The following is a 17,511-nucleotide window of genomic DNA, read 5'->3' as shown; positions in this document are numbered from 1 at the left end:
TTCAGGTTGCTATCGCGAGCAGGCTCGCTCCTACCTTGGAATGCGTACTCCCTGTAGGAGCGAGCCTGCTCGCGATGGCGGTGTTACAAGAAACCCGGATATCAAAAAGCCCCGCCTTCCAAAGAAGAGCGGGGCTTTTTGCCTTGCGTCATCCAATCAGAACAAATCGATCGGCGCCGCTTCATCCGCTGGCAGCGGGCTGCCAGGTGCCAGGCCGTTGCCCAGTTCGTTCCCCGACGGTGGCGTATCTTCGACCTTGAACAGCTCGAAGTAGGCCCCCGGGGTGCCCGGGCTGGCCGCGCGGCCGCTGATCGGATCGACTCGCAGGCTGAGTATGCCTTCCGGCTCCGGCTGCGTATGTGGCGGTTTGCCTTTGAGCGCGGGGCCCATGTAGTTCATCCAGATCGGCAGCGCGACGGTGCCGCCGAACTCCTTGCGGCCCAGGCTTTCCGGTTGATCGAAACCGGTCCACACGGTCGTCACGTAATCGGCGTTGTAACCGGAGAACCAGGCGTCCTTGGATTCGTTGGTCGTGCCGGTCTTGCCGGCAATGTCCGGGCGGCCCAGGGCCAGTGCGCGGCGACCGGTGCCGAGCTTGATCACGTCCTCAAGCATGCTGTTGAGGATGTACGTGGTGCGCCCGTCAATGATGCGTTCAGCCACGGCGGGTGCTTGTGGCGTCGACGTAGTGCCTGGGGCTTCGCCCACCGTTGCGTTGACTGTGAAGGCTTGAGGGGCGGTTGGCGCGGCAATGCCATCGCTGGCAGCACCGCCCTGAGGCACGCTTGGTGGGTTGGCGACGAACAGTGTGTCGCCGTTGCGGCTTTCGATCTTGTCGATGATGTACGGGGTGATCTTGTAGCCGCCGTTGGCGAAGGCGCTCCAGCCGGTGGCGATTTCCATAGGCGTCAGGGTCGCGGTGCCCAGCGCCAGGGACAGGTTGGGTGGCAGGTCCTGTTTGTTGAAGCCGAAGCGAGTGATGTAGTCGATGGTCTTGCCTACGCCCATCGCTTGCAGCAAGCGGATCGACACCAGGTTGCGCGACTTGTACAGCGCTTCACGCAGGCGAATCGGGCCGAGGAAGGTATTGGTGTCGTTCTTCGGACGCCAGACCTTGTCCAGGTACTCGTCGACGAACACGATCGGTGCGTCGTTCACCAGGCTGGAGGCGGTGTAGCCGCTATCCAGTGCGGCGGCGTAGACGAACGGCTTGAAGCTCGAACCCGGCTGGCGCTTGGCCTGCAATGCGCGATTGTAGTTGCTCTGTTCGAAGGCGAAACCGCCGACCAGCGAACGAATGGCGCCGTTCTGCGGGTCCAGGGACACCAGCGCGCCCTGGGCCTGCGGGATCTGGCTGAATTTCAGCGAATTGTCCGGCTGACGCTGCACGCGAATCAGATCGCCCACTTGAGCCACGTCCGAAGGTTGCTTCGGATTGGCGCCCATGCTGTTGGTATTGAGGAACGGGCGGGCCCATTTCATGGTGTCCCAGCTCACGTGTTCCTGGCCGGTGCGGGTCAGCACTTGCAGGCCGTTCTTGTCGACCAGGGTCACGATGGCCGGTTCCAGGCCGCTGATGGTGCGTTGTTTGGTCAGCTCGGTGGCCCAGGCTTCGCGAGTCTTGCCCGGCAGCCGCGACTCTGGCCCGCGATAGCCGTGGCGCTGATCGTAGGTCATCAGGCCTTCATGGACCGCGGTGTTGGCCAGCTCCTGGAGGTCGCTCGGCACCGTGGTGGTGACGCGGAAGCCTTCGGTATACGCGTCGCTGCCATAACGCCCAACCATTTCGGCACGGGCCATTTCGGCGATGTACGGGGCATTCACTTCTGGAGTCGGCACGTGATAGCTGGCGTTCAGCGGCTCGTTGACCGCAGTGGTGTAGTCGGCCTCGCTGATTTTTCCGAGCTTGTACATGCGCCCCAGGATCCAGTCGCGACGCTCCTTGCTGCGCGCCGGGTTGGCCAGCGGGTTGAAGCGCGACGGCGCCTTGGGCAGACCGGCGATCATCGCCATCTGCGCCAGGCTGACATCGCGGATCGATTTGCCGTAATAGACCTGCGCCGCCGCCTCGATGCCATAGGCACGGTTACCCAGATAGATTTTGTTGACGTACAGCTCGAGGATCTCGTCCTTGGTCAGCTGCCGTTCGATCTGCAGGGCCAGCAGGATCTCGGTGGTCTTGCGCGAAAAGCTGCGTTCGCTGCTCAGGAAGAAGTTCTTCGCCACCTGCATGGTGATCGTGCTGCCGCCGGACTGGATGTGTCCGCTTTTGACCAACTGGGTCGCGGCACGCATCAGGCTGCTCGGATCGACGCCGTAGTGGTTGGCGAAATTGTCGTCTTCAGCACTTAGTAACGCATTGATGAAATTGGGGGGAATGTCGGCGAAACGGATCGGCGTGCGGCGCATTTCGCCAAATTCTGCGATCAACTTGTTATCGCTGCTGTAGACCCGCAAAGGGATCTGCAACTGGATGCTTCTCAGCGCCTCCACGGACGGCAGCCCGGGACTAAGGTAGAGGTACGCCCCGCTCAGACCCAGAAGGAGTCCGCAGAAAACCGCGACGATGGACCAACCGAAAAACTTCAGCAGACGAATCAAGGCTTTTGGATATCCAGGGCAAAAATGAATTGGGCAACAGGGTTCAGGCTAAATGAGAACGACCCGCGCTTGAGCAAATGCGGAAAAAAAACGCTGGGCATTATAAGCATTTTTCTGACCGGGAGCGTGGTTGGCGCTGCTGTCAAGACGGGCGGATTGAACGCAATGGATATTGCAGAGTCCGTAACTCACGGAAAGTCATAGGGAATTGGTAGTGCCAGGACTCTTCAACAAAAAATCCAATACGCTCTTGGGAATCGACATCAGCTCCACCGCGGTGAAACTTCTGGAGTTGAGCCGTCAGGGCGAGCGCTACCGGGTCGAAGCCTATGCGGTCGAGCCATTGCCGGTCGGCGCGGTGATCGAAAAGAACATCGCTGAACTCGAAAGCGTGGGGTTGGCCCTCACGCGCGTGCTGATCAGGGCCAGAACCGGCCTCAAGAACGTGGCCGTGGCCGTGGCAGGCTCGGCGGTGATCACCAAGACCATCGAGATGGATGCAGGTCTTTCCGAGGACGAGATGGAAAGCCAGCTGAAGATCGAGGCTGATCAGTACATTCCTTATCCGCTGGACGAAGTCGCGATCGACTTTGAAGTCCAGGGCACCTCCGTGCGCAATCCGGATCGCGTCAACGTGTTGCTAGCCGCTTGCCGCAAGGAAAACGTCGAAGTCCGCGAGGCAGCCCTGACCCTGGCGGGGCTGACCGCCCGCGTGGTCGAGGTCGAGGCCTACGCGCTGGAGCGTTCATTCGAATTGCTGGCCAGCCGTCTCGCGGTTTCCGGGGAGTCTTCGACGGTCGCAGTGGTGGACATCGGCGCCACCATGACCACCCTGAGCGTGCTGCGCAACGGGCGGATTATCTACACCCGCGAACAACTGTTCGGCGGTCGGCAACTGACCGAGGAAATCCAGCGTCGCTATGGCTTGACGCTGGAGCAGGCGGGGCTGGCGCAAAAGAAGGGCGGTCTGCCGGATGACTATGCCGGTGAGGTCTTGCAACCATTTCGAGAGGCGCTGGTGCAGCAGGTGTCGCGCTCGTTGCAATTCTTCTTCGCCTCAGGCCAGTACAGCGTCGTCGACCATGTCCTGTTGGTCGGCGGTACCGCGTCGATCCCGGGGCTGGACCGTTTGATCGAGCAGCAATTGGGCACGCCGACCCAGGTTGCGAATCCTTTTTGCGAAATGACTCTGGGCAGCAAGGTCAATGGTGCTGCTCTGGCGAGTGATGCCCCGGCGTTGATGATCGCCTGTGGTCTGGCCCTCAGGAGCTTCGACTGATGGCACGGATCAACCTTTTACCTTGGCGCGAGGAGCGGCGTGAAGCCCGCCGCAAGCGCTTCCTGCTGGTCCTGGTGGCCGTGATGGTGGGCACGATGGGCGCGGTACTGGTCGCGAACCAGGCCATCAGCGGTGCCATCGACCGGCAAGTCGCCCGTAACGACTACATCGGCAAGCAAGTCGCCGTGGTCGATGAGCGGATCAAACAGATCAATGATCTCAAGGCGCGCCGTCAGCAACTGGTCGAGCGCATGCGCATCATCCAGGACCTGCAGGGCAATCGCCAAATCAGCGGGCGAATATTTGACCAGTTGGCGCGAGCACTGCCTGACGGCGTGTATTTCACCGAAGTGAAAATGACCGCAAAGACCTTGTCCATCACCGGCGCTGCGCAATCCAACAACCGTGTTTCAGAATTGATGCGCAACCTTGAGGCATCAGACTGGTTCGATGCGCCGAGCCTGACCGAAGTCAAGGCCACAGCTGCCGGCCAGGTGGAGCCGGCCAACGTCTTCCAGTTGACCGTTCGCCAGACTCAACCCGCAGCACCGGAGGGGGGCAAATGAGTCCATCCGAATGGTTCGAAGGGCTGCGCAAGATCGACATCAATGAGCTGGATACCAGCAACATGGGTTCCTGGCCGCCGCCGATCAAGTTTCTGGTGGCTGGTTTGCTCGTGCTTCTGGTGCTGGCCTTTGGCTATAACTTTTCCACCCGCGACCTTGTGAGCCAGCTCGATCTCAAGCGCGAGGAAGAGTCGACACTCAAGGAGCAGTTCGCCGACAAAGCCCGCATGGCGGCGAATCTGGATCTCTACACCCGGCAGTTGAAGGAGATGGAGAACGCCTTCGGCGTGCTGTTGCGGCAACTGCCCGGCGACACCGAAGTGCCCGGCTTGCTGGAAGACATCACGCGTACGGGCCTCGGCAGTGGCCTGGAGTTCGAAGAGATCAAGCTGCTGCCGGAGGTCGCCCAGCCGTTCTACATCGAACTGCCGATCCAGATCACGGTCACCGGGGATTACCACGACCTGGCCACCTTCGTCAGTGGTGTGGCCGGATTGCCGCGAATCGTCACCTTGCACGATTTCGACCTTGCCCCCCTCAGCCCCCAGGGTGGTCCGAAACTGCGCTTGAGCATCCTCGCCAAGACCTACCGCTACAACGACAAGGGACAGCATCGATGAGACCGGCGCAGTGTTTTTCGGTAGTGGTGGTGCTGTCTGCCCTGTCCGGTTGTGGCGCAGGCGATGACTACAACGATCTGGACGCGTACATGAACGAAATGCGCCTGCGTGGGCCGGGCAGGATTGAGCCAGCGCCGGTATTCCGGTCTTACCCGACATTCACCTACAACGCGGCGAATCTGCGCAGCCCGTTTTCGCCGCAGATCAGCACTGATCTGGCGGCCCGGCGGCGGGGTTCACCTAACGTCAAACCCGACCCCGGTCGGGTCAAGCAATACCTCGAAGGTTTCAACATCGAGCAGTTTGAGATGGTCGGCACCCTTTCCAATGTAACGGGCTCTTATGCCTTGCTGCGAGGGGCGGGTGGGGTCCATCGGATGAAAGTCGGCGATTACCTGGGGCGTAACGACGGACGGATCGTTGCAATCAATGGCTCGCAAGTCGAAGTGGTTGAAATTGTCCCTGATGGTCAGGGCGCGTGGCTGGAGCGTCCCCGGACCATCCCTTTGAAAGAGCACTCATAGTGGAACTCGAATAATGAACCGGATTTTCTCAACCTTCGGCCTTTCGCTATGGATAGCGCTGTTGTCGCCGATGGTACAAGCGGCCAATCTCAAGACGCTGGATGTCGCTACGCTGCCGGGAGACCGTGTCGAGTTGAAGTTGACGTTCGATGAGCCGCCCCCGGTGCCCCGCGGCTACACAACGGAGTCGCCGGCCCGGATTGCCCTGGATTTGCCGGGTGTCGCCAGTCAGCTGGCCAGCAAGACTCGCGATCTCGGCAGTGGAAATGCCCGTAGTGCAACGGTAGTGGAAGCCCGTGACCGTACACGATTGATCATCAACCTGACCCAGCCGGCCCCGTACGACTCGCGAATTGAAGGCAACAATTTGCTGGTAGTTGTCGGGCAGGGTGTCAAGCCGTCGACATCCAGGCCGGCGGCTACAGCAGCAATGCCAGTTCCGGCACGAGCCGCTGCGCCGGCAGGCAAGGCCATCCGCGGTGTGGATTTCCAACGGGGAACCCAGGGTGAAGGCAACGTGGTGATCGACTTGTCGGATCCATCGATGGCGCCCGACATACAAGAGCGCGAGGGCAAGATCATCGTCGGATTTGCCAAAACCCGATTGCCCGAGCCGTTGCGCGTGCGTCTGGATGTGAAGGATTTCGCCACGCCAGTGCAGTTCGTCAATGCCAGCACCAGCGGCGATCGAGCCACCATCAGCATTGAGCCCGGTGGCAGGTTCGATTACTCGACCTATCAGACCGACAGCAAGCTCACGGTCAGCGTTCGCCCGGCGACGGTCGACGACCCGCAAAAGCGCAATGCCGGGCAACACGCCTACAGCGGCGAGAAGCTTTCGCTGAATTTCCAGGACATCGATGTACGTTCGGTGCTGCAACTGATCGCTGATTTCACCAACCTCAATCTGGTGGCCAGCGACACGGTGCAGGGTGGCATCACTTTGCGCTTGCAGAACGTGCCGTGGGACCAGGCGCTGGATCTGGTGCTGAAAACCAAGGGGCTGGATAAGCGCAAGGTCGGCAATGTCCTGCTTGTTGCGCCGGCCGATGAAATTGCTGCTCGTGAGCGCCAGGAGCTGGAATCACAGAAGCAGATTGCCGATCTGGCGCCATTGCGTCGGGAGCTGTTGCAGGTCAACTACGCCAAGGCGGCGGACATCGCCAAGCTCTTCCAGTCGGTGACCAGTGCCGAAGCGAAATCCGACGAACGGGGGTCTATCACCGTCGATGAGCGCACCAACAACATCATTGCCTATCAGACCCAGGACCGGCTTGATGAGTTGCGCAGGATTGTCACGCAACTGGATATCCCTGTGCGTCAAGTCATGATCGAGGCGCGCATTGTCGAAGCCAACGTTGACTATGACAAAAGTCTCGGGGTGCGCTGGGGCGGTTCGATACAGAACAAGGGCAACTGGAACACCTCCGGTGTCAGTAACGGGGTCAATGGGTCGTCGACCATTGGCACGCCCGGCAGTACCAGCACCAATTCACCGTTCGTCGACATGGGCGCGGTCAATAACACCTCGGGAATCGGCATCGCGTTCATCACCGATAACGTCCTGCTGGACCTGGAACTGACAGCCATGGAGAAAACCGGCAACGGGGAAATCGTCTCGCAACCCAAGGTGGTCACGTCAGACAAGGAAACCGCCAAAATCCTCAAAGGCACCGAGATTCCCTATCAGGAAGCCAGTTCCAGTGGCGCGACTTCGGTGTCGTTCAAGGAGGCTTCGCTGTCGCTGGAGGTGACGCCGCAGATCACGCCCGACAACCGGATCATCATGGAGGTCAAGGTGACCAAGGACGAGCCGGACTTCCTGAACAAGGTCCAGGATGTGCCGCCCATCAAGAAAAACGAAGTCAACGCCAAGGTCCTGGTCAACGATGGCGAGACCATCGTCATTGGCGGCGTTTTCTCAAATACTCAGAGCAAGGTCGTAGATAAGGTGCCATTTCTTGGCGATGTGCCGTATCTTGGCCGCCTTTTCCGGCGTGATGTGGTTTCGGAGAAAAAATCCGAGCTGTTGGTATTCCTCACTCCGCGTATCATGAATAACCAGGCGATTGCTGTGAGTCATTGATTCTGTGCGAAATTTGATTCTTGTTGGACCGATGGGTGCTGGAAAAAGCACCATCGGCCGGTTGCTGGCCAAAGAGCTGCGCCTGCCATTCAAAGATTCCGATAAGGAAATTGAATTGCGCACGGGCGCCAATATCCCTTGGATCTTCGATAAAGAAGGCGAACCGGGCTTTCGCGATCGCGAGCAGGCAATGATTGCCGAGCTGTGCGATTACGACGGTGTGGTGCTGGCGACAGGCGGGGGCGCGGTCATGCGGGAAGCCAATCGCCGGGCACTGCATGCCGGTGGGCGGGTGGTTTATCTGCATGCGTCTGTCGAACAGCAGGTCGGCCGCACGGCCCGCGACCGCAATCGGCCATTATTGCGTACTGCCGATCCGGCCAAGACCCTTCGGGATCTGTTGGCGATCCGCGATCCGCTTTATCGGGAAATTGCCGACCTGGTGGTCGAAACCGATGAGCGACCGCCACGAATGGTCGTACTCGACATTCTAGAGCGCTTGCAGCAGTTGCCACCCCGTTAAAGCGCCGCGCGAAATGCGCTATCCTCGACGTCGCGCCATGACCGCTCAAGGTTGTGGCGGATGGCTACCGAGCGGCGTCACACCAGCAGAGGCCGTGGATATTCGTAAACTCAGGGCAGGATGCCTGATTCATCTTCACTGTGGGGACACATGCAGACACTCAAGGTCGATCTAGGCGAGCGCAGCTACCCGATTCATATTGGCGAAGGTTTGTTGGATCAGCCTGAGCTGCTGGCCCCGCACATTCGCGGACGGCAAGTAGCGATCATCACCAACGAGACTGTTGCGCCGCTCTATCTCGAGCGTCTGACCCGCAGCCTGGCGCAGTTCTCGGTGATTTCCGTGGTGCTGCCCGACGGCGAGGCCTTCAAGACCTGGGAAACCCTGCAACTGATTTTCGACGGCCTGCTGACCGCCCGGCATGACCGCCGCACCACAGTGATCGCCCTCGGTGGCGGTGTGATCGGTGACATGGCCGGCTTTGCCGCCGCCTGCTACCAGCGCGGCGTCGATTTCATTCAGGTTCCGACCACACTGTTGTCGCAAGTCGACTCTTCGGTGGGCGGCAAGACCGGGATCAACCATCCGCTGGGCAAGAACATGGTCGGCGCCTTCTATCAGCCGAACGTGGTGCTGATCGATACCGCCAGCCTCAATACCCTGCCGGCGCGCGAGCTGTCCGCCGGGTTGGCCGAAGTCATCAAGTACGGGCTGATCTGCGATGAGCCGTTCCTGACCTGGCTCGAAGACAACGTCGACCGTCTGCGCAATCTGGATCAACAAGCCCTGACTTATGCCATCGAGCGCTCCTGCGCGGCCAAGGCAGCGGTGGTCGGTGCCGATGAGAAGGAGACGGGCGTTCGTGCCACGTTGAACCTGGGCCACACTTTTGGCCACGCCATCGAAACCCACATGGGCTATGGTGTATGGCTTCATGGTGAAGCAGTGGCTGCTGGCACCGTAATGGCGCTGGAAATGTCCGCGCGACTGGGCTGGATCAGCGAGCAAGAGCGCGATCGCGGCATTCGCCTTTTCCAGCGTGCGGGGCTGCCGGTCATACCGCCAGAAGAGATGACAGAAGCCGATTTCCTCGAACACATGTCCATTGATAAAAAAGTGATCGACGGTCGTTTGCGCCTGGTGCTACTGCGCCACATGGGTGAAGCGGTGGTGACCGACGATTATCCGAAAGAGGTTCTACAGGCCACGCTGGGGGCAGACTACCGCGCCCTGGCCCAGCTTAAAGGTTAATAAGAACACAATGACTAGTTTGCATGCCGACGAGGCTTTCCTCGGCCATTACCAGTTGAGTCATGACCCTTTTGCTCCGCGGGTGCCTGGCTTCAAGTTTTTCCCGGCCCAGCGCAAACCCGTGCTGGGACAACTGCATCACCTGGCGCGTTACAGCCAGTTACTGCTGGTGGTCACCGGTCCTGAGGGCAGTGGCAAGACCCTGTTGCGCCAGGCCCTGGTCGCCAGTACCAACAAGCAATCGGTACAAAGTCTGGTGGTGTCCGCCCGTGGCGCCGGCGATGCGGCCGGAGTGTTGCGTCAGGTGGCCCAGGCGCTGAACGTTGCCCAGGCTGATGCCGACGCTATTCTGGCCCAGGTGGTGCAGCTTGCACTGACCGGGCAGGAAGTCTATCTGCTGGTCGATGACGCCGAACAACTGGACGAGTCCGCCCTTGAGGCGCTGATGATCCTCGCTGCCGGCGCGCCTGAAGGCCGCCCGCATGTGTTCCTGTTCGGTGAAACCTCGCTGATTGCTCAGCTTGAGGCTTTGCATCTCGAGGAAGAGCGTTTCCACGTCATCGAACTACAGCCCTACACCGAAGAAGAAACTCGCGAATATCTGGAGCAGCGGCTTGAAGGCGCTGGTCGCGGTATCGAACTTTTCACCGCAGATCAGATCTCTGATATTCACGAAAGCTCCGAAGGTTGGCCTGGCAGCATCAATCAGGTCGCCCGCGATGCAATGATCGAAGCCATGATCGCCAGCCGCTCAGCGGTCAAGCGTCCAAAAATGGGGTTCAATATGCCGAAGAAACACGTATTGGCGATTTCCGCCGTGGTCGTGGTCGCGGTAGCTGCCGCCTGGTTGATGCCGGGTCGCAACAAGGCACCGACCACGGGTACACCGGCCAACGAACAGGCGCAACTGCCGCTTGGTCAGGGCCAGCCAACAGCGAATAGTGGCGGTGCTCCAGCCGTCGAATTCGCCGGCAACACGCAGCCGATGCCATTGCCGTTGGTCGGCAATTCGCAGCCGGTCATGCGAGGTCCGCTGGCTGAAGCCGCAGGCGGCATCACCGAAGGCGACGATGGCGTGCCGGTCGAAGGTTCCAGCGCTACGCCGCCGACCGTCACCACAACCGCGCCGCCTGTGGGTGTTCCTGCCGGTCCTGCGCCGACGCCAGCCGCCAAGCCTACCCCTGCGCCGACTCAGGTCGCCAGTGCCAAGCCAGCGCCTGCTCCAGTGGCTAAACCTGCTCCAGCACCGGCCAAGCCAGCCGTTGCTGCTGCGGCCAAGCCTGCAGAGAAACCAGCCCCGGTGGCCAAGGCGGCTGGCGGCACCTGGTACGCAGGGCAAGCACCGGGCAACTACGTGGTGCAGATCCTCGGCACCAGCTCCGAAGCGTCCGCACAAAACTTCGTCAAGGAGCAGGGTGGCGAGTACCGTTACTTCAAGAAAGTCCTCAACGGCAAGCCGCTTTACGTGATCACCTACGGCAACTTCGCCAATCGTGATGCAGCCGTTTCCGCCATCAAGGCCTTGCCAGCGAAGGTTCAGGCTGGTAAACCTTGGCCTCGCACTGTCGCCAGCGTCCAACAGGAACTGGCAACAACTCGCTGAAGATTCGGCGGCCTTACCCAGGCCGCCTCTCCAAGCACCTCAAAATTTCTACAAGTGCGCGCCGTCTCTACAGACTGCGTGCCTTGTGGTGTCTGCGTCACAGTAGTCTTTGAGTCGTTGCGGTCAAAATTAAAAAAGTTTTGACTAGCACAGCAGATCGCTTTAAACCTTTCACAAATGCGACATAGATTTGCGACATTTCGTCGTCAAATTTGTGAGGCTAAGTGTCGGTGTGTACAATGACCTCCCTTTTGCCCCCGCAAAGCTGGCGTGCGTTCGGCGTGGATGGCAAGTGGTTGAATTGAAAAGAAATTTGCCTCGATCAGAGGCAGCCTGGTGAGAAAGTGTCTATGAAAGCAGGTCTGTACCAACCAGATGAATTCAAGGATAACTGCGGTTTCGGCCTGATAGCCCATATGCAGGGCGAGCCCAGTCATACCCTTTTGCAAACGGCCATCGAGGCCCTGACCTGCATGACCCACCGCGGTGGGATTAATGCCGACGGCAAGACCGGTGACGGTTGCGGTCTGCTGATTCAAAAGCCGGACGTGTTCCTGCGAGCCATCGCCCAGGAAACCTTCGGCGTCGAAATGCCCAAGCAATACGCCGTGGGCATGGTCTTCTTCAACCAGGACCCGGTCAAAGCCGAAGCCGCTCGCGAGAACATGAACCGCGAGATCCTGGCCGCTGGCCTGCAACTGGTCGGCTGGCGCAAAGTGCCGATCGACACCAGCGTTCTCGGCCGCCTGGCCCTTGAGCGCCTGCCGCAGATCGAGCAAGTGTTCATCGGCGGTGAAGGCCTGAGCGATCAGGACATGGCCGTCAAGCTGTTCACCTCCCGTCGTCGCTCGTCCGTGGCCAACGCCGCTGACACCGACCACTACGTCTGCAGCTTTTCGCACAAGACCATCATTTACAAAGGCCTGATGATGCCGGCGGACTTGACCGCCTTCTATCCAGACCTGAGCGATGAGCGCCTGCAAACTTCGATTTGCGTGTTCCACCAGCGCTTCTCCACCAACACCCTGCCGAAATGGCCGCTGGCCCAACCGTTCCGCTTCCTGGCGCACAACGGCGAGATCAACACCATCACCGGCAACCGCAACTGGGCCGTGGCCCGTCGCACCAAGTTCACCAACGATCTGATGGACCTGGAAGAACTCGGCCCGCTGGTCAACCGCGTCGGTTCCGACTCCTCGAGCATGGACAACATGCTCGAGCTGATGGTCACCGGTGGCATCGACCTGTTCCGTGGCGTGCGGATGATCATTCCGCCTGCGTGGCAGAACGTCGAGACCATGGACCCGGACCTGCGTGCGTTCTACGAATACAACTCGATGCACATGGAACCGTGGGACGGCCCGGCCGGCGTGGTAATGACCGACGGTCGCTACGCGGTGTGCCTGCTCGACCGTAACGGTCTGCGTCCGGCGCGTTGGGTCACCACCAAGAACGGTTTCATCACCCTGGCCTCGGAAATCGGTGTCTGGAACTACCAGCCTGAAGACGTGATCGCCAAGGGCCGTGTGGGCCCGGGCCAGATCTTTGCCGTGGACACCGAAACCGGTCAGATCCTCGACACCGATGCGATCGACAACCGCCTGAAGTCCCGTCATCCGTACAAGCAATGGCTGCGCAAGAATGCCCTGCGCATTCAGGCGACCATGGAAGACAACGACCACGGTTCGGCGTTCTACGACGTCGATCAGCTCAAGCAATACATGAAGATGTACCAGGTCACATTCGAAGAGCGCGACCAGGTGCTGCGTCCACTGGGCGAACAGGGCTACGAAGCCGTGGGCTCGATGGGCGACGATACGCCGATGGCCGTGCTGTCCCAGCGTGTGCGCACGCCGTACGACTATTTCCGCCAGCAGTTCGCCCAGGTGACCAACCCGCCGATCGACCCGCTGCGTGAAGCCATCGTCATGTCGCTGGAAATCTGCCTCGGTGCCGAGCGCAACATTTTCCAGGAGTCGCCGGAACACGCTTCGCGCGTGATCCTCAGCTCGCCGGTCATTTCCCCGGCCAAGTGGCGCTCGCTGATGAACCTCGATCGTCCGGGCTTCGAGCGCGCGATCATCGACCTCAACTACGACGAAAGCGTCGGCCTGGAAGCTGCGATCCGCAACGTTGCCGATCAGGCTGAAGAAGCCGTACGCTCGGGCCGTACTCAGGTCGTGCTGAGTGACCGTCACATTGCCCCGGGCAAGCTGCCGATCCACGCGTCCCTGGCTACTGGCGCGGTGCACCACCGCCTGACCGAAAAAGGCCTGCGTTGCGACTCCAACATCCTGGTGGAAACCGCGACCGCTCGCGATCCGCATCACTTCGCCGTGTTGATCGGTTTCGGCGCCTCTGCCGTTTACCCGTTCCTGGCCTATGAAGTGCTGGGTGACCTGATCCGTACCGGTGAAGTCCTGGGCGACCTCTACGAGGTGTTCAAGAACTACCGTAAAGGCATCACCAAAGGCTTGCTCAAGATCCTGTCGAAGATGGGCATCTCGACCATCACTTCGTACCGTGGTGCGCAGTTGTTCGAAGCCATCGGCCTGTCCGAGGAAGTCTGCAACCTGAGCTTCCGTGGCGTGCCGAGCCGTATCAAGGGTGCGCGTTTCGTCGACATCGAAGCCGAGCAGAAAGCCTTGGCCACTGAAGCCTGGAGTCCGCGCAAGCCGATCCAGCAAGGTGGCCTGCTGAAGTTCGTCCACGGTGGCGAATATCATGCGTACAACCCGGACGTGGTCAACACACTGCAGGCCGCTGTGCAGCAGGGCGACTACAGCAAGTTCAAGGAATACACGTCGCTGGTGGACAACCGCCCTGTGTCGATGATCCGCGACCTGCTGAAAGTCAAAACACTCGATACTCCATTGGATATGAGCGAAATCGAGCCGCTGGAATCGGTGCTCAAGCGCTTCGACTCCGCCGGCATCTCGCTGGGCGCCCTGTCGCCGGAAGCTCACGAAGCCCTGGCCGAAGCCATGAACCGCCTCGGTGCGCGTTCCAACTCCGGCGAAGGCGGCGAAGACCCGGCGCGCTACGGCACCATCAAGAGCTCGAAAATCAAGCAAGTGGCGACCGGCCGTTTCGGTGTAACCCCGGAATACCTGGTCAACGCTGAAGTGCTACAGATCAAGGTCGCCCAAGGCGCCAAGCCTGGCGAAGGTGGTCAGCTGCCGGGCGGCAAGGTCAACGGTCTGATCGCCAAGCTGCGTTACGCAGTGCCGGGCGTGACCCTGATTTCGCCACCGCCGCACCACGACATCTACTCGATCGAAGACTTGTCGCAGCTGATTTTCGACCTGAAACAAGTCAACCCGAAGGCGCTGGTCTCGGTGAAGCTGGTAGCGGAAGCGGGCGTCGGCACCATCGCTGCCGGTGTGGCCAAGGCCTACGCGGACTTGATCACCATCTCCGGCTACGACGGCGGCACCGGTGCATCGCCGCTGACCTCGATCAAATACGCGGGCGCTCCGTGGGAGCTGGGCCTGGCCGAAACCCACCAGACCCTGCGCGGCAACGACCTGCGCGGCAAGGTCCGGGTACAGACCGACGGCGGCCTGAAAACCGGCCTCGACGTAATCAAGGCGGCGATCCTCGGCGCTGAAAGCTTCGGCTTCGGCACCGCGCCAATGATTGCCCTGGGCTGCAAATACCTGCGCATCTGCCACCTGAACAACTGCGCCACCGGCGTCGCGACCCAGAACGAGAAGCTGCGCAAGGATCACTACATCGGTACCGTCGACATGGTGGTGAATTTCTTCACCTACGTCGCCACCGAGACCCGTGAGTGGCTGGCCAAGCTGGGCGTGCGCTCCCTCGAAGAGCTGATCGGCCGTACCGATCTGCTGGAAGTCCTCGAAGGCCAGACCGCCAAGCAACATCACCTGGACCTGACCCCGTTGCTGGGCAGCGACCACGTGCCGGCGGACAAACCGCAGTTCTGTGGCGTGGAGCGCAACCCGCCGTTCGACAAGGGCCTGCTGGCCGAGAAAATGGTCACTATGGCCACCTCGGCGATCAATGACCTGAGCGGCGCCGAGTTCGCCCTGGAAATCTGCAACTGCGACCGTTCCATCGGTGCACGGATCTCCGGCGAAATCGCGCGCAAGCACGGCAACCAGGGCATGGCCAACGCACCGATCACGTTCCGTTTCAAAGGCACGGCCGGGCAGAGTTTCGGCGTGTGGAACGCCGGCGGCCTGAACATGTACCTGGAAGGTGACGCCAACGACTACGTCGGCAAGGGCATGACCGGCGGCAAGCTGGTGATCGTTCCTCCGAAGGGCAGCGTCTACCGGACACAGGACAGTGCCATCATCGGCAACACCTGCCTGTACGGCGCCACCGGCGGCAAGCTGTTCGCCGCCGGCACCGCGGGCGAGCGTTTCGCCGTGCGTAACTCCGGTGCCCACACCGTCGTGGAAGGCACTGGCGATCACTGCTGCGAGTACATGACCGGTGGTTTTGTCTGCGTATTGGGCAAGACCGGTTACAACTTCGGCTCTGGCATGACCGGCGGTTTCGCCTACGTGCTCGACCAGGACAACTCCTTTGTTGACCGGGTCAACCACGAACTGGTGGAAATCCAGCGGATCAGCGGCGAGGCGATGGAAGCCTATCGCAGCCACCTGCAGAACGTGCTGAACGAGTACGTCGCGGAAACCGACAGCGAGTGGGGTCGTGAACTCGCCGAAAACCTCGATGACTACTTGCGCCGTTTCTGGCTGGTCAAGCCCAAGGCTGCCAACCTGAAATCGTTGCTTTCCAGCACCCGTGCCAACCCGCAGTGATATGCGCCTGAAGAGTTTGATGAGGTTTTAAAATGGCTGAACGTCTGAATAATGACTTCCAGTTCATCGAGGTCGGGCGCAAGGATCCGAAGAAGAAACTGTTGCGTCAACGCAAGAAAGAGTTCGTGGAAATCTACGAACCGTTCAAACCCCAGCAGTCGGCCGACCAGGCCCACCGCTGCCTGGGTTGCGGTAACCCGTATTGCGAATGGAAGTGCCCGGTGCACAACTTCATTCCCAACTGGCTGAAGCTGGTGGCCGAGGGCAACATCCTCCAGGCCGCCGAGCTGTCGCACCAGACCAACACCCTGCCGGAAGTCTGCGGCCGGGTGTGCCCGCAGGACCGTCTGTGCGAGGGTGCCTGCACCCTTAACGACGGCTTCGGCGCGGTGACCATCGGTTCGGTGGAGAAGTACATCACCGACACCGCGTTCGCGATGGGCTGGCGCCCGGACATGTCCAAGGTCAAGCCGACCGGCAAGCGTGTCGCGATCATCGGTGCCGGACCTGCTGGCCTGGGCTGTGCCGACGTGCTGGTGCGCGGTGGCGTGACCCCGGTGGTGTTCGACAAGAACCCGGAAATCGGTGGCCTGCTGACCTTCGGCATCCCCGAGTTCAAGCTGGAAAAGACCGTGCTGAGCAATCGTCGCGAAGTCTTCAGCGGCATGGGCATCGAATTCCGCCTCAACACCGAGGTGGGCAAGGACGTGACCATGGAGCAACTGCTCGAAGAATACGATGCGGTATTCATGGGCATGGGCACCTACACCTACATGAAGGGCGGTTTTGCCGGTGAAGACCTGCCGGGCGTGTATGACGCGCTGGACTTCCTGATCGCCAACGTCAACCGTAACCTGGGCTTTGAAAAGTCGCCGGAAGATTTCGTCGACATGAAAGGCAAGAAGGTCGTGGTACTCGGCGGTGGCGACACGGCGATGGACTGCAACCGGACCTCGATCCGCCAAGGCGCCAAGTCAGTGACCTGCGCTTATCGTCGTGACGAAGCGAACATGCCAGGCTCGCGCAAAGAGGTGAAGAACGCTAAGGAAGAAGGCGTGAAATTCCTCTACAACCGCCAGCCGATCGCCATTGTCGGTGAAGACAAGGTCGAAGGCGTGAAGGTGGTCGAGACCCGTCTCGGCGAACCGGACGCCCGTGGCCGTCGCAGCCCCGAACCGATCCCGGGTTCCGAAGAGATCATCCCGGCCGACGCCGTGGTCATCGCCTTCGGTTTCCGCCCGAGCCCGGCGCCATGGTTCGAGCAGTTCAGCATCCAGACCGACAGCCAGGGCCGCGTAGTGGCGCCGGAACAAGGTCAGTACAAACACCAGACCAGCAACCCGAAAATCTTCGCCGGTGGCGACATGGTGCGCGGTTCCGACCTGGTGGTGACGGCGATCTTCGAAGGCCGTAATGCCGCCGAAGGGATCCTGGATTACCTGGGCGTGTAACCCCCGATCCAGAGCCAAATGCAATACCCCTGTGGGAGCGAGCTTGCTCGCGATAGCGGTGGATCAGTCGACAGAAATGTCGAATGTGACGCCGCCATCGCGAGCAAGCTCGCTCCCACAGTTGTTTCGCGGTGTTGCTAAACTCTGTATTTCATTGCGACAAATTGACCCGATAGACAAAAGCCTCCGCTCTTGCCGTGCCTTTTGCGCC

At 60.4% G+C, this 17,511-nt stretch carries 11 protein-coding genes; 10 read left to right on the top strand and 1 reads right to left on the bottom strand.

Going from position 1 to position 17,511, the window contains the following annotated elements; genetic code table 11:
* Positions 1-156: 156 nt before the first annotated feature.
* Positions 157-2,598 carry a penicillin-binding protein 1A gene (locus AC1DKH_RS13445; protein ID WP_477798455.1) on the bottom strand — a complete coding sequence of 814 codons (2,442 nt, stop codon included), beginning with the start codon at positions 2,596-2,598 and terminating at the stop codon, positions 157-159.
* Between the two features lie 217 nt (positions 2,599-2,815).
* Between AC1DKH_RS13445 and AC1DKH_RS13440 the strand changes: the two genes are divergently transcribed.
* The 10 genes from AC1DKH_RS13440 (at position 2,816) to AC1DKH_RS13395 (ending at position 17,300) form a co-directional block, all read left to right on the top strand.
* Complete coding sequence (locus AC1DKH_RS13440; protein ID WP_477752176.1) at positions 2,816-3,880, top strand: pilus assembly protein PilM; 1,065 nt, start codon at positions 2,816-2,818, stop codon at positions 3,878-3,880.
* The gene (locus AC1DKH_RS13435) at positions 3,880-4,446 is read left to right on the top strand and encodes a PilN domain-containing protein (RefSeq protein ID WP_477752175.1); all 567 of its coding nucleotides are present in this window, start codon (positions 3,880-3,882) and stop codon (positions 4,444-4,446) included. The genes AC1DKH_RS13440 and AC1DKH_RS13435 overlap by 1 nt, the downstream gene beginning before the upstream one ends.
* Positions 4,443-5,066: a type IV pilus inner membrane component PilO gene (locus AC1DKH_RS13430; RefSeq protein ID WP_477798401.1), complete on the top strand. Its 624-nt coding sequence runs from the start codon at positions 4,443-4,445 to the stop codon at positions 5,064-5,066. Before AC1DKH_RS13435 ends, AC1DKH_RS13430 begins: the two co-directional genes overlap by 4 nt.
* Positions 5,063-5,590: a pilus assembly protein PilP gene (locus AC1DKH_RS13425; protein ID WP_477798400.1), complete on the top strand. Its 528-nt coding sequence runs from the start codon at positions 5,063-5,065 to the stop codon at positions 5,588-5,590. Before AC1DKH_RS13430 ends, AC1DKH_RS13425 begins: the two co-directional genes overlap by 4 nt.
* Before the next feature lie 13 nt (positions 5,591-5,603).
* The gene (locus AC1DKH_RS13420; protein ID WP_477798399.1) at positions 5,604-7,676 is read left to right on the top strand and encodes a type IV pilus secretin PilQ; all 2,073 of its coding nucleotides are present in this window, start codon (positions 5,604-5,606) and stop codon (positions 7,674-7,676) included.
* Between the two features lie 4 nt (positions 7,677-7,680).
* Positions 7,681-8,199, top strand: coding sequence for a shikimate kinase AroK (gene aroK / locus AC1DKH_RS13415; RefSeq protein ID WP_015093141.1), 519 nt, complete (start codon positions 7,681-7,683; stop codon positions 8,197-8,199).
* 150 nt (positions 8,200-8,349) lie between these two features.
* On the top strand, positions 8,350-9,450 hold the full coding sequence (gene aroB / locus AC1DKH_RS13410) for a 3-dehydroquinate synthase (RefSeq protein WP_218429696.1): 1,101 nt from the start codon (positions 8,350-8,352) through the stop codon (positions 9,448-9,450).
* Between the two features lie 10 nt (positions 9,451-9,460).
* A complete protein-coding gene (locus tag AC1DKH_RS13405) occupies positions 9,461-11,053 on the top strand; it encodes an ExeA family protein (RefSeq protein ID WP_477752171.1) in 1,593 nt (530 codons plus the stop codon).
* Between the two features lie 350 nt (positions 11,054-11,403).
* Positions 11,404-15,849 (top strand): glutamate synthase large subunit, encoded by a 4,446-nt coding sequence (gltB, locus tag AC1DKH_RS13400; RefSeq protein WP_477798398.1) that lies wholly within the window; start codon positions 11,404-11,406, stop codon positions 15,847-15,849.
* A gap of 32 nt (positions 15,850-15,881) precedes the next feature.
* Entirely contained in the window at positions 15,882-17,300 is a 1,419-nt protein-coding gene (locus AC1DKH_RS13395) for an FAD-dependent oxidoreductase (RefSeq protein WP_477752169.1), read from the top strand.
* The last annotated feature ends 211 nt before the right edge of the window (positions 17,301-17,511 follow it).

It is taken from the genome of Pseudomonas sp. 05L36, assembly GCF_056398125.1.
The sequence above is the reverse complement of the archived record's forward strand: the minus strand, read 5'-3'. Positions and strand labels throughout refer to the sequence as shown.

Excerpts from the sequence above, each read along its gene's own strand:
- AC1DKH_RS13435 (WP_477752175.1), top strand. The coding sequence starts at position 3,880 with ATGGCACGGATCAACCTTTTACCTTGGCGCGAGGAGCGGCGTGAAGCC.
- AC1DKH_RS13395 (WP_477752169.1), top strand. The coding sequence starts at position 15,882 with ATGGCTGAACGTCTGAATAATGACTTCCAGTTCATCGAGGTCGGGCGC.
- AC1DKH_RS13405 (WP_477752171.1), top strand. The coding sequence starts at position 9,461 with ATGACTAGTTTGCATGCCGACGAGGCTTTCCTCGGCCATTACCAGTTG.
- aroB (WP_218429696.1), top strand. The coding sequence starts at position 8,350 with ATGCAGACACTCAAGGTCGATCTAGGCGAGCGCAGCTACCCGATTCAT.
- AC1DKH_RS13420 (WP_477798399.1), top strand. The coding sequence starts at position 5,604 with ATGAACCGGATTTTCTCAACCTTCGGCCTTTCGCTATGGATAGCGCTG.
- gltB (WP_477798398.1), top strand. The coding sequence starts at position 11,404 with ATGAAAGCAGGTCTGTACCAACCAGATGAATTCAAGGATAACTGCGGT.
- AC1DKH_RS13425 (WP_477798400.1), top strand. The coding sequence starts at position 5,063 with ATGAGACCGGCGCAGTGTTTTTCGGTAGTGGTGGTGCTGTCTGCCCTG.
- AC1DKH_RS13430 (WP_477798401.1), top strand. The coding sequence starts at position 4,443 with ATGAGTCCATCCGAATGGTTCGAAGGGCTGCGCAAGATCGACATCAAT.